The organism is Pelagimonas sp. (genome assembly GCF_050633425.1).
Classification (GTDB): domain Bacteria; phylum Pseudomonadota; class Alphaproteobacteria; order Rhodobacterales; family Rhodobacteraceae; genus Pelagimonas.
The window spans coordinates 460,058-473,090 of record NZ_JBOEGM010000008.1 but is presented as its reverse complement, the minus strand read 5'-3'; the positions used below and the strand labels follow the sequence as shown (position 1 = coordinate 473,090).

The window sequence follows — 13,033 nt, the reverse complement described above, 5'->3', positions numbered from 1 at the left end:
CAAGAGCTGCGGGTGACTGCCACTCTTGGGAGGGAGCCACGTCGGAGTTTATCGCTTTGGCGGGAGGGAATAAGTCAGCGACGCATGCGCCACCGGCTCCGGTTTGCCTTCGCTGAACAACAACACATCTGTGACGCTCAAGGTTTTGCCCAGCTTCAAAACCCGAGCCTCGGCCAGCACATCCGCACCCGAAACCGGTTTACGCATAAAATCAATGCTGCAATGGGTCGTCACAGCCAACGCTTCGCGCCCAACACGGGCCATGGTCGCAACATATGCCGCCACATCCGCCAGCGAAAACATCGCGGGTCCCGATACAGTGCCGCCCGGACGCAGATGTTTTTCATGCGCAAAAAGCCGCATAACCAGCAGATCTTCATCAAGGCGATCAATGCCAAACATCCCATCAACCTGTGGGAAAACCTCCTTCAAGAAGCTATCCATCTGTGCGGCATCAATGACTATCTGCATACTTTCCTCCTTGTGCGTGAACCGATAGGCTTACCCTGAGGCAGCGCAAGGACAAGATGGAAATGTTGGAACGTCGCGACACAAATGGAATTGTTCACCTGCACATGAATGCGCCAGGGCGGTTAAATGCCTTGTCTGACGACATGCTGGCCGCCTTACAAAGCCAAATTGACAGCCTCAAAACCGACAAAACCGCCAAAGTTGTCGTTCTGTCCGGCGCGGGCAAAGCGTTTTGCGCCGGGCATGATCTCAAAGAGATGCAGGCTGGACGGGCGGCTGAAGACAAGGGTCGCGCCTATTTTCAAGACCTGTTCACCCGCTGTGCAAAGGTTATGAAAGGGTTGCAACGCCTGCCCCAACCGGTGATTGCCCAAGTGCATGGTATTGCGACCGCCGCGGGTTGCCAGCTTGTTGCGACCTGTGACATGGCCGTCGCAGCAGATGACACCCGGTTTGGCGTCAACGGCGTTAACATTGGGCTATTTTGTTCAACGCCCATGGTGGCCCTAAGCCGGAATATTCCGCGAAAACAAGCCTTTGAAATGCTGACCACAGGCAAGTTTATTTCTGCCGACCAAGCAGTACATTTCGGATTGATCAACCAAAGCGTGCCCGCCTCTGACCTGGCAACGGCAGCTCAGGACTTGGCTGAAAAGGTTGCGTCAAAACTGGGTTCCGTTGTCGCCATCGGCAAAGAAGCCTTTTATGAACAATCGCTTATGTCTCTTGATCAAGCCTATGAATACACAGGTGACGTTATGGTAGAGAACATGCTTTGGCGCGACACCAACGAAGGTATCTCTGCGTTTTTGGAGAAACGTGCGCCAGACTGGCCTGAATAATCACGATGAAATTCGCGCCGTGGCCTGCGCCCTCTTGGCAGCCGCCGCGCTCTGCTCTACATCCGCGTTATGACAGAAAAGTTACATATCGTCGGCGGTGGAATGGCCGGATCCGAAGCAGCTTGGCAGGCCGCTGAAATGGGTGTGCAGGTTGTCCTGCATGAGATGAGACCGCAGGTGAAAACCTTCGCGCATCGTACTGGAAACTTTGGAGAAATGGTGTGTTCCAATTCCTTCCGAAGTGACGATGATGAGCAAAATGCCGTTGGGCTTTTGCACTGGGAAATGCGGGCCGCAAACAGTTTGATCATGCAAAGCGCCAAGACGCATCGCTTGCCCGCAGGCGGGGCGCTGGCTGTTGATCGTGATCCTTTTGCGCAAACCATTACGGACCGCATAAACGCCCATCCCAATATCGAGACATCTTTTGAGGAAATCACTGAGCTGCCTGACCAAGGGACTTGGATTTTCGCCACGGGCCCGTTGACCTCTGAGGCACTGGGCGCTGCGATACAAGCCGAAACCGGAGCGGATCGCTTGGCCTTTTTCGATGCCATCGCACCGATTGTATACGCAGAAAGCGTAGATATGTCAGTGGCTTGGATGCAATCACGCTATGACAAAGGCGAGACCGAAGATGAGCAAAAAGCCTATCTAAACTGTCCGATGACCAAAGACCAATATGAGGCGTTCATTGACGCGCTTTTGGCCTCGGACAAGACCGAATTTCACAACGGTGAAACCGCCAAGTACTTTGATGGCTGCTTGCCGATAGAAGTCATGGCAGAACGCGGTCGTGAAACCCTTCGATTTGGCCCGATGAAACCCGTCGGGTTGACCAATCCACACAAGCCGGATGAAAAAGCCTATGCGGTTGTGCAGCTGCGTCGCGACAATGCTCTGGGGACCTTGTTCAACATTGTCGGCTTCCAAACCAAGATGAAGTATGGCGCTCAAACTGATGTTTTTAAAATGATTCCCGGCTTGGAGAATGCGTCTTTCGCGCGCTTGGGCGGCATTCATCGCAACACATTTCTGAATTCTCCGACCCTGTTGGATTCACAAATGCGTCTGCGCTCCAAACCTAATATTCGCTTTGCTGGACAGGTCACCGGCGTTGAGGGATACGTCGAGTCGGCGTCTATGGGGCTATTGGCCGGGCGGATGGCCGCTGCTGAGTTGAACGGGGCCGCCTTGAGTGAGGTTCCACAAGACAGCGCCCATGGTGCTTTGATCCATCACATCACTGGCGGTGCTGACGCGAAAACCTTTCAACCTATGAATGTGAATTTCGGTTTGTTCCGTCCGGTTGATGGCCTCAAAGGTGGACGGCGAGGACGCAAAGATCGCTACAAAGCCTATACGGATCGTGCAAAAAACGTCTGGTCTGAATGGCTTAACCCATCACCTGAACAACACAGCGCACCAGACTGACATACAATATGTTTGTCACCCGTTTCGCACCATCTCCCACCGGCCCGCTTCACCTTGGTCATGCATTTTCTGCCCTCTTGGCACATGACCAAGCCCGCGCTGCCGGTGGTACGTTTCTGTTGCGAATAGATGATTTGGACCAATCAAGATCCCGTAGGTCTTGGGAAGATCAGATTTTCGAAGACTTGGATTGGTTGGGTGTTTCATGGGATGGACCGGTCCGCCGACAGTCGGAACACTTTGATGACTACAAAGCCGTCATCGCAAGCATGGCCGAACAAGGCGTTATCTACCCCTGTCGCTGCAAACGAAGGGACATCGAGGCTGCGCTGTCTGCCCCCCAGGAAGACGGCTCCCGGAACACCCCCAGGTTTGGCCCCGATGGGCTTGTTTATCCCGGTACATGTAAAGGTAGGCGTTACGAAGATCGCCTCCCGACGGATGCCCTACGCTTTGACATCGACAAGGCCGAATTGGATCCATTGCCGTCTTTCACCGAAATTGGCCCATTGCACGCCGGTGAACACCAACTGACCATGGGTTATCTTCAGTCCAAGGTTGGCGACCCGGTTATTGCCCGCGCCCAGATGGCCGCCTCTTACCATCTATCTGTGGTTTTGGACGATGCCGCTTCCCAGGTGACACATGTCATTCGCGGTGCCGATCTCTTTGAGGCGACGTTTATTCAACGCATGCTTCAACGGCATCTGAGAGTGCAGAGCCCCACCTATTATCACCACAAACTGATCCGAGATGAGGCTGGCAAACGTCTGGCCAAACGCGACGACGCCCGCGCCATCGCCAAGTACCGTGCCGAAGGGGCAACCCCCGGCGATATCAGACACATGGTCGGCCTTTAGACCATGGGTGCCATCAATTCGGTCTCTCCATCCACAACAGATGTATAGAAACAGGAACGCCGATTGGTGTGACAGGCCGGGCCTTGTTGATCAACAATGGCTAAAAGACAATCACGGTCACAATCAACACGCAAATCGACCAAAGCTTGTGTGTGCCCCGATGTCTCACCTTTGATCCAATACGCCTGGCGAGAGCGAGACCAATAGGTGACCCGGCCGGTTTCAAGAGTTTTGGCCACGGCAGCGGCGTTCATCCACGCCATCATCAGCACTTCGCCGGTCCCCTCTTGCTGAGCGATACAGGGTATCAACCCGCGTTCATCATAGACCAAGGTCGAAGGATCGAAGGACATGGGCGAAAAACCTTTTGCATGAGCCGCTTTGGCCCCTATTTATGGAGAATAACGATAAAGGAAAAGCCATGTCCGGCGAAAACGATCTGATCAAGCTGTATTCGGGCCAAATCTTGGAATTGGCGGCAGATATTCCGCGGCTCGGCCGATTGGATGCGCCAGGTGCCTCGGTGAAAAAACGTGCGCCGCTGTGTGGATCGACCGTAACGGTTGATCTGAGCATGCAGGACGGCAAAGTTTCTGACTATGCCCAAGATGTCAAAGCCTGTGCCTTGGGTCAGGCGGCGGCGTCTCTTGTCGGCGCGGCTATCCTGGGGTGTAGCGCGGAGCAGATTGCCTCGGCCCGAGATGCGCTTCGCGCCATGCTAAAAGAGGATGGGCCAACGCCACCAGCCCCCTTTGAAGGTCTCGAAGTCTTGCGCCCTGCAGCGGCCTATAAAAACCGGCACGCGTCGATCCTTCTGTCGCTGGATGCTGCGACAGAAGCCGCAAGTCAGGCTGAAGAAACGAAAACTGCTTAATCCTCCGTTTGCAAAGATCGTCTATCAAAAGCGGTGAATGTGAATTGAGGCGGTTACATGCAACACACCCCGGAACTCGCTGCGCCAAATGCAGCGGAGGAACTTGGCCATTTAACACGCGCGGCGACATCCCTAGGCCGGGAGACCGTTGATATCGGCGGTTTTTTGCAGAACTTAGACGATCGGTGCCACGCCCAATTGGACAGTTTGGGCGGGGTGCAAAATCACACCAAAAACCTTGCTACCAATAGCGAACGTATGGTTCAGGCCGTACAACGTATGACTGAAACTGCGGACGAAGCTATTGACCGGGTTGAGAAATCGACCTCGTTTATCGCAAGGAACGGTCAAAATGCCCAAGAGCTCGCTGAATGGGTCCGCTCGGTGCATTCCGAGAGTACGACAGTTGAAGAAATGTTGCAGGCGGTGCGCCTGTCCAATACCGAGATTTCGGATATTGCCTGGCAGGTTCACATCCTGGCCGTGAACGCCAAAATTGAAGCGGCCCGAGCCGGACAAGCCGGCAAAGGGTTTTCAATAGTTGCTGATTCGGTCAGTGAGTTGAGTCAAAAGACCGCCGATGCCGCAGACACGATTTCCGCAACGGTTGCCCGATTGTCGGAATGGATGGCGCGTTTACATCAAGGGGCGCAAACCACGTCTCAAAAAGCGGACGAAGTGTTGGATCGTTCAGCAGAGGCAGACCACGCCTTGTCTGAAATCGAACAGCGAATGGGAAGCCTACGCGATGACGCGCATGGGCTGTCATCGGAAACGGATGCGGCCAAAGAATCTGTTGATCAGGTCGGCGGCGCGATTCAAACCATTATAACGTCGGTCAAAGATGTGACCAATGGTGTCGATGAAGCGACGCGGCGCTGTAATACGCTGGTTGATACCTCTGAAAACATCCTACAACACTCCGTCGCGCTTGGTGGGGATGGCGACGATTCAGAAATGATTACCCATGTGCAGGACTTGGCAGGAAGAATTTCCGAGGTGTTTGAATCTGCGTTGTCACGCGGCCGCATCAGCTTTGAGCAATTATTTGATGAATCCTATCAGCCGATTCCCGGAACGAACCCCGAACAAGTGACAACAGCCTTCACCAAATTGACTGATAGCCTCCTACCGGCGATCCAGGAACCCGTTTTGCAAAACGACCCCAATATCGCGTTTTGCGCGGCGATTGACCGTAACGGGTACCTTCCGACCCACAACCAAAAGTTTTCACAACCGCAGAGCAATGATCCGGTTTGGAATGCTGGGAATTGTCGAAACCGGCGCATCTTTAATGATCGTGTTGGCTTGAAAGCCGGTCAAAACCAGGCTCCTTTCCTTTTGCAAGTTTACCGCCGGGATATGGGCGGTGGAAACTTTGTGCTCATGAAGGATTTGTCTGCTCCGATTACGGTTCGTGGTCGTCATTGGGGCGGTTTTCGCATCGGATATAAGATATAAAAAAGCCGCCACGCTCCGGGGATGGAGGTGGCGGCAAGTCATGCGTCTTATTCAAAACCCAAGGTGATTTCTCGGTGACAGGCAGGAAACCGAAAAGGGGACAGGCAGGCATCGGGACAGTGATGCATGAACCTTGGATGAGAATACGCAGGCAGAAATTCAAAGCATAGGAAGATGCAACGCACCGTAAAGGATCACCACCAAACACAAGGCCCCAAGGCCATCTTTCCAAAGTGTATTTTGCTGTCGGATCATTGCAGTTTTAACTGTCTCCAGCATGGTGTGTCCTCCGTTCGCGCCATCTTGTTGCACCTTTGTTCTCACACAATTAACCATGTGTAAAGAACCAAATGAGAACAAAGGGGAACAAATAAGGTTTCAGGCATCTCTAGCCGACGCTGATCAACCCAATGGCCTCATCCTGTCGCATCAACCAAAGCAACAATCGGGCGGCTTTGCCTCTCTCGCTGGTTAGATCAGGATCTTCAGCGAGAAGCTTGCGGGCGTCGCTTTGGGCGATGGCCATCAAGCTAGATTGGCGCTCCAGATCGGCGATGCGAAACCTCGGCAAACCGGATTGAGCAACACCGATCAAATCGCCAGCCCCACGCATTTCCAGATCCACTTCAGAAATCCGGAACCCATCTTCCGTTTCCCTCATCGTGGTCAAGCGACGTAAACCTGTTTCAGACAAGGGCGGTTGGTACATAAGCAAACATGTCGATTCTGCGCTTCCGCGCCCGACACGACCACGCAACTGATGTAACTGTGCCAAACCAAAGGTTTCCGCGCGTTCAATCACCATGATCGTGGCATTGGGCACGTTTACCCCGACCTCAATCACAGTTGTCGCCACCAAAACAGATGTCTTTCCAGACACGAATGCAGCCATCGCGGCGTCTTTTTCCGCGGGCGGCAACTGGCCGTGAACCAAACCGACATTGTCGTCGCCGAGCGCCGCACGCAGCTTTTGAAATCGGGCTTCTGCCGCGATCAAATCACTGTTTTCGCTTTCCTCAACCAAGGGGCAGACCCAATAGGCTTGGCGTCCCTCATCAACGGCCCTGCGCATATGCCCGATAACTTCGTCAAGACGTTCCGTCGAAATCAGCGCGGTCTTTATCGGTTTTCGACCTGGCGGTTTTTCGTCCAGAACGGACACATCCATGTCACCATATTGAGCCAAAGCGAGCGATCGCGGGATGGGCGTGGCGGTCATCACCAACACATCCGCCCCCTTGCCTTTCTGGCCCAGTTCCAAACGTTGCCGCACACCAAACCGATGCTGCTCATCTACAACAGCTAGCCTCAAATCGTTAAACGCCACGTCCTTTTGGAACACCGCATGGGTTCCAACCAAAATCTGAATATCCCCGCGTTCCAAGGCTTTTAGCTTGGCTTGCCGCTCACTCCCTTTGTCTCGCCCGGTTAACAACTCCAAAACGACCCCAGCTTCCTCTGCCAAGGGCTGTAAACCTTCCAAGTGTTGCTGAGCCAAAATGCCGGTTGGGGCCATCATCACCCCCTGCCCCCCAGCTTCGACAGCGACTAATAACGCCATGAACGCAACGAGCGTTTTTCCAGCACCGACATCACCTTGCAACAGCCGGTTCATCTTTTCCGGCAGTGCCATATCCGATGCAATTTCTTCCATTGCTCGCAGTTGCGCGCCCGTCGGCGTATACGGCAAGTTACCTAGAACACGGGCCCGCAAAACTCCGGTGCCGCTGGTTTCAACGCCTTTTGATTTTCGCTGCACAGCGCGCGCCAATGCCAAAGTCAATTGATGCGCCATCAATTCATCATAGGCCAAGCGCGCACGATTTAAGGCCGTCGGAGCAAGATCACCTGCGTCATCCGGGTTGTGAACATGGAACATTGCGTCAGACCAGCTTGGCCAGTCTTCATGTTTGAGCTGCGACGCGTCAATCCACTCGGGCAAATTGGGTACGCGAGAAAGGGCATCCCGCATGGCGCGCACCATAAGTTTTTGAGTGACCCCAGAGGTGAGCGGATAGACCGGCTCATACTGAGGCAGGGTGTCGGCCGCTTCTGGATCGACAATATGGTCGGGATGAACCATTTGTGGAACGTTATCAAATAATTCCACCTTTCCAGACACAAGTTTTGTGGATCCTTTCGGCAAAACTTTGTTCAGATAATCACTCCGACCATGGAAAAATACCAATTGAAAGCGTGTATTATTATCCGTCGCTTCAATTCGGTACGCACCGCCACGGTTACGCGCCGGGCGATGGTCACCGATCTGCGCGATAACAGTGGCCACACCGGGTAAATCGGCATCTAAAACCGAGGCCCGAACTTGGCGGTCGATGCCAGAATGCGGCAAGGTGAACAACAGATCGCGAGGCGCATGGATATCCAGTTGCTCAAAAATCTGGGCCGTTTTAGGGCCAATGCCATCAAGCCCCTTGAGATCGGCAAACAAAGGCCAAAGAACCTCGGGGCGCCCGCTCATGTTGCGATCAACTCCAGCCAAGCATCTTCGTCCAGCACCATCAGCCCCAATTCAACTGCCTTTTTCTCCTTGCTCCCCGCACCAGGCCCGGCAACAACGATATCCGTTTTCTTGGACACCGATCCCGACACTTTTGCCCCCAAAGCCTCTGCGCGGGCTTTCGCCTCGGCACGGGTCATTTTCTCAAGCGATCCGGTAAATACAACGGTTTTTCCTGCCACAGGGCTTCCTTCAGTGTCTGGCTTTGCAGCCTCCTGAATATCTAAATGCGCAACCAATCGGTCAATTGATGCACGTTCGGCAGGTTGGTTCATGGCCGTCACCAAAGAGTGCGCCATAATCTGCCCCACGCCATCAATAGACAACACGTCTTCCCAGGCAGGGTTTTCTGGATCTTTTGCATCGACCATAGCCTGCTCAAATTTTGCCCATGACCCGTAATGCCTCGCTAACAAATTAGACGCCGTTTCTCCAACATTGCGAATTCCGAGCGAAAAAATGAATCGTCCCAACGGAATTTTCCGCCGCTCTTGAATAGCCTTGAAAAGGTTCAGCGCGGACTTTTCACCCCAGCCTTCGCGGTTTTTGAGTTGTTGTATCCCAGTGCCAAACCGATCTTCCAAAGTGAAGATATCCGCCGGTTCATGAACCCAACCATCAATATGAAATTGTTCGACCTGCTTGGCCCCCAACCCGTCAATGTCAAAAACAGATCGCGACACAAAATGCTTTAGCCGTTCAACAATTTGGGCTGGGCATATCATTCCGCCCGAACAGCGTCGAACCGCATCGCCGTCGTCTCGGACGGCATCAGAGCCACATTCCGGGCATTTGGTCGGAAATTCAAACGGAAGAGCTCCGTTGACACGTTTGGACAAATCGACATCTGCGATTTTGGGGATCACATCTCCGGCACGGTAGACCTGCACCCAATCACCGACCCGGATATCTTTCCCATCGCGAATGTCGTTTCCCTGAGAATCTTGACCCGCGATGTAATCTTCGTTGTGCAACGTTGCGTTGGAGACGACAACTCCGCCGACGGTAACCGGTGCCAATCGCGCAACAGGAGAAAGTGCTCCTGTGCGACCGACCTGAATATCGACGGCCTCGAGCCTTGTCCAAGCCAGTTCCGCCGGAAACTTATGCGCAATCGCCCATCTTGGCGTTGTGGACCTAAATCCAAGGCGCGATTGCAGCGCCAAGTCGTTCACTTTGTAAACAACGCCATCAATATCGTAGCCTAAGGTGGCGCGTTGATCTTCAATCGTGCGATAGTGAGCTATCAGTTTTTCAGGATCATTACATAATTTGGTCAATGGGTTGGTTTGAAACCCCAATTCCAGGAGACGACCTACGGCTTCCTGTTGCGTTTCACCAATCGGCTCAGACAACTCGCCCCAACTGTAGGCAAAGAACCGTAACGGTCGGCTCCGGGTGATTTCGGCATCTAACTGGCGCAATGATCCGGCTGCCGCATTGCGTGGATTTGCGAAGATTTTGCCGCCACGGGCCTCTTGTCGTGTGTTTAATTCTGCAAAATCCGCGTGGCTCATATAAACTTCGCCGCGCACTTCCAACACTTTAGGCGCGTTTTCTAACACATGCGGAATATCGGAAATCGTCCGAGCGTTTTCCGTCACGTTCTCTCCGATACTCCCATCACCGCGGGTGGCGGCTTGAGTCAATTGGCCCTCTTCATAGCGCAACGACAAAGACAACCCGTCAATCTTAGGTTCCGCCGTATAGGGTAATTCGGCTTCGTCGCTTAGCCCAAGGTAACGGCGAATGGACTCGTCGAAATCAAACACATCGTTGTCGTCAAAGGCATTAGAGAGAGACAACATGCGGACGGCGTGCTGGATTTTGCCAAACCCATCAACAGGAGCTGCCCCGATCTGATGACTTGCGCTGTCAGACCTTGTTAAATTGGGGAATCGCTCTTCTATTGCAGAATTTCGACGTTTTAATTCATCATATTCTGCATCTGACAACTCAGGCGTATCGAGTCCGTGGTAGTCTCGGTTTGCTTTCGCCAGAATAGCAGAAAGGCGCGCCAATTCGGCGCGCGCTTCTGTTTCGTTCAGCATCTCTAGCGGTGTTGCAGACATCGCCTTGCCCCTTTGGTCACGCGTTCACAAACACTGTGATAGGCATGCACGAGGCAGAGGTCCAGCGCCTGAAATCAGGCGTTGGCGGCAATCGCCTTGGTCTCATCCATCGAAGGCTCTGGGTCGCGCAGAACATAACCACGGCCCCAAACAGTTTCGATATAGTTGTCATCCCCTGTCGCTTCCGAGAGTTTCTTGCGAAGCTTACAGATAAACACGTCGATGATTTTAAGTTCAGGCTCATCCATGCCGCCGTAAAGATGGTTCAAGAACATCTCTTTGGTGAGTGTTGTGCCCTTGCGCAGGCTCAACAGCTCCAGCATTTGGTATTCTTTGCCAGTCAGATGTACAGGCTTGCCTGCAACCTCAACGGTTTTGGCGTCAAGATTGACGGAAATCTTGCCGGTCCGAATGATAGACTGCGAATGCCCTTTGGAGCGTCGGATGATCGCGTGGATGCGTGCGACCAATTCATCCCTGTGAAAGGGTTTGGTCATATAGTCATCTGCGCCAAAGCCGAAACCCTTGATTTTACTTTGGGTATCGTCATCACCAGACAAAATCAGGATCGGTGTTTCGATCCGAGCCACTCGCAACTGCCGTAGAACTTCGTGCCCATTAATATCGGGCAAGTTCAGATCCAGAAGGATCAAGTCGTAATCATAGAGCTTGGCGAGGTCGATACCTTCCTCGCCCAGATCCGTCGAATAGACGTTTAGGTTTGCATGGCTCAGCATCAATTCGATGCTCTTGGAGGTTGTCGGATCGTCCTCCACCAAAAGAATTCGCATGTGCTGTCTCCAAAATTAGTACGTGTTAAGAATACTCTGAGAGAAAAAGGTTAACGCGCCACTAACATAGATCAGATCTTGCGAAATTCTACCTATGGTTGCCGATATTTCTGTACCCGCGTCACTTTGAGCGCGTCTTCGCCGTATTCGGTTGCCGCACGCACCCATTCCAATAGCTCTTCTTCGCTCAAGCCATAGCGATCTTGCGCCTGATCTGGTGTCAAAAGTCCACATTGCACTGCTTTTACCACAGATGCCTTGCGGGACGCCACCCAGCGGCGCGTTTCTGCGGGAGGCAGATCGGCGCGTGTCATCATGCTGCCATCCGGAAGCTTAACTGCGCGCGGCCCCTCAATCTTTTTGAGAAACATTGTTGTACTCCAAGTCTCGATTTAAGGTCATCAAGACATGAGCAGTTTAACGGGGGCTAAAGCTGCCCCTTGAGAGTAGTTCGATTTTTCCTATATTCTTGTGCGTCTTCAGGAGAATCGTAATGCCCCTCGATCCAAGCCCGCTCAACTCGCTGGGCCTGCCCAAGCCCCCTTCGGAAACCCGCGTCGTTGTCGCCATGTCAGGCGGTGTCGACAGCTCCGTCGTGGCCGCCATGCTCAAGGATGAGGGCTATGATGTGGTGGGCGTAACCCTCCAATTATATGACCATGGTGCAGCTTTAGCCAAAAAAGGGGCCTGTTGCGCAGGCATTGATATTCACGATGCGCGCCGCGTCGCAGAAGAGATGAATTTCCCGCATTACGTCTTGGATTATGAGAACATTTTCCAAGAAGCCGTGATCGAAGAATTCGCCGATAGCTACCTTGGCGGGGCCACTCCGGTGCCCTGTATTCGCTGCAATGAAAGAGTCAAATTTAAGGATCTTTTGGAAACGGCCAAAGATCTGGACGCCGATTGCATGGCCACGGGCCACTACATTCAGCGCAAAATGGGCGCAAACGGCGCGCAGTTGCATTCGGCGGCGGATGCGAATCGCGATCAGAGCTATTTCTTATTCTCGACCACGCCTGATCAGCTCGATTATCTGCGGTTCCCTTTGGGGCATTTGCCTTCCAAGGATGCCACGCGTGAACTGGCGGCGAAATATGGGCTGGCGGTGGCGGATAAGCCGGACAGTCAGGACATTTGCTTTGTTCCCGATGGGAATTATGCCGGTGTGATCGAAAAACTGCGCCCCGGCGCGGCGGAACCGGGTGAAATCGTGCATGCGGATGGCCGAGTGTTGGGCCAGCACAATGGTGTGATTCATTATACGATTGGACAACGCCGAGGCCTTGGGATTGGCGGGCTGGCGGACCCATTATATGTGGTCCGTCTGGATGTGGACGCCAAACAGGTGGTTGTTGGCCCCAAAAGCATGCTGTCGACCAGAACGATTCCTGTTAGAGAAATCAACTGGTTAGGGGACGAACCTTTTACGTCACGCCCCGAATGGCATGTGGCGGTCAAAGTGCGATCAACCCGCCCCCCACGGGAGGCCATCATTCGGCCTATTTCGGATACCGAAGCCGAGGTTGAGCTTTTCACCCCCGAAGAAGGCGTCAGCCCCGGTCAGGCCTGCGTCTTCTATGATACGGACAGCTCTCGTATTTTTGGCGGCGGCTGGATTTGGCGCGGGAAGTAAAACGCCACGTTGAGTAGACACGTTATACGTGTCTACTCTGCCCCTGTGAATGACACCTTTGGCGCAACGCCCGC

At 53.4% G+C, this 13,033-nt stretch carries 12 protein-coding genes; 6 read left to right on the top strand and 6 right to left on the bottom strand.

Annotated elements, in window-relative coordinates; translation table 11 throughout:
- Positions 1-48 precede the first annotated feature (48 nt).
- Positions 49-471: a PaaI family thioesterase gene (locus tag ACRBB0_RS07865; protein WP_431373854.1), complete on the bottom strand. Its 423-nt coding sequence runs from the start codon at positions 469-471 to the stop codon at positions 49-51.
- Between the two features lie 56 nt (positions 472-527).
- Between ACRBB0_RS07865 and ACRBB0_RS07860 the strand changes: the two genes are divergently transcribed.
- The 3 genes from ACRBB0_RS07860 (at position 528) to gluQRS (ending at position 3,607) form a co-directional block, all read left to right on the top strand.
- Positions 528-1,313 carry an enoyl-CoA hydratase gene (locus ACRBB0_RS07860; protein WP_431373853.1) on the top strand — a complete coding sequence of 262 codons (786 nt, stop codon included), beginning with the start codon at positions 528-530 and terminating at the stop codon, positions 1,311-1,313.
- Positions 1,314-1,382: 69 nt separating this feature from the next.
- A complete protein-coding gene (gene trmFO / locus ACRBB0_RS07855; protein WP_431373852.1) occupies positions 1,383-2,747 on the top strand; it encodes a methylenetetrahydrofolate--tRNA-(uracil(54)-C(5))-methyltransferase (FADH(2)-oxidizing) TrmFO in 1,365 nt (454 codons plus the stop codon).
- An 8-nt stretch (positions 2,748-2,755) separates the two neighbouring features.
- A complete protein-coding gene (gene gluQRS / locus ACRBB0_RS07850; RefSeq protein WP_431373851.1) occupies positions 2,756-3,607 on the top strand; it encodes a tRNA glutamyl-Q(34) synthetase GluQRS in 852 nt (283 codons plus the stop codon).
- On the opposite strand, the gene hisI is transcribed toward gluQRS, so the two are convergent.
- Entirely contained in the window at positions 3,604-3,960 is a 357-nt protein-coding gene (gene hisI, locus ACRBB0_RS07845; RefSeq protein WP_431373850.1) for a phosphoribosyl-AMP cyclohydrolase, read from the bottom strand. The genes gluQRS and hisI overlap by 4 nt on opposite strands.
- Before the next feature lie 68 nt (positions 3,961-4,028).
- On the opposite strand from hisI, the gene ACRBB0_RS07840 reads away from it, so the two are divergent.
- The gene (locus tag ACRBB0_RS07840) at positions 4,029-4,481 is read left to right on the top strand and encodes an iron-sulfur cluster assembly scaffold protein (RefSeq protein WP_431373849.1); all 453 of its coding nucleotides are present in this window, start codon (positions 4,029-4,031) and stop codon (positions 4,479-4,481) included.
- 57 nt (positions 4,482-4,538) lie between these two features.
- Positions 4,539-5,942, top strand: a complete 1,404-nt coding sequence (locus ACRBB0_RS07835) for a methyl-accepting chemotaxis protein (protein ID WP_431373848.1) — start codon at positions 4,539-4,541, stop codon at positions 5,940-5,942.
- Between the two features lie 388 nt (positions 5,943-6,330).
- On the opposite strand, the gene recG is transcribed toward ACRBB0_RS07835, so the two are convergent.
- The 4 genes from recG to ACRBB0_RS07815 all read right to left on the bottom strand — a co-directional run bounded on the left by recG (position 6,331) and on the right by ACRBB0_RS07815 (position 11,694).
- Positions 6,331-8,421 carry an ATP-dependent DNA helicase RecG gene (gene recG, locus ACRBB0_RS07830; RefSeq protein ID WP_431373847.1) on the bottom strand — a complete coding sequence of 697 codons (2,091 nt, stop codon included), beginning with the start codon at positions 8,419-8,421 and terminating at the stop codon, positions 6,331-6,333.
- Positions 8,418-10,532, bottom strand: coding sequence for an NAD-dependent DNA ligase LigA (gene ligA / locus ACRBB0_RS07825; RefSeq protein WP_431373846.1), 2,115 nt, complete (start codon positions 10,530-10,532; stop codon positions 8,418-8,420). The genes recG and ligA overlap by 4 nt, the downstream gene beginning before the upstream one ends.
- Positions 10,533-10,606: 74 nt before the next feature.
- A complete protein-coding gene (ctrA, locus tag ACRBB0_RS07820; RefSeq protein ID WP_431373845.1) occupies positions 10,607-11,323 on the bottom strand; it encodes a response regulator transcription factor CtrA in 717 nt (238 codons plus the stop codon).
- A gap of 92 nt (positions 11,324-11,415) precedes the next feature.
- Positions 11,416-11,694 carry a DUF1153 domain-containing protein gene (locus ACRBB0_RS07815; RefSeq protein WP_431373844.1) on the bottom strand — a complete coding sequence of 93 codons (279 nt, stop codon included), beginning with the start codon at positions 11,692-11,694 and terminating at the stop codon, positions 11,416-11,418.
- A 122-nt stretch (positions 11,695-11,816) separates the two neighbouring features.
- On the opposite strand from ACRBB0_RS07815, the gene mnmA reads away from it, so the two are divergent.
- On the top strand, positions 11,817-12,959 hold the full coding sequence (gene mnmA, locus ACRBB0_RS07810) for a tRNA 2-thiouridine(34) synthase MnmA (RefSeq protein WP_431373843.1): 1,143 nt from the start codon (positions 11,817-11,819) through the stop codon (positions 12,957-12,959).
- Positions 12,960-13,033 lie beyond the last annotated feature (74 nt).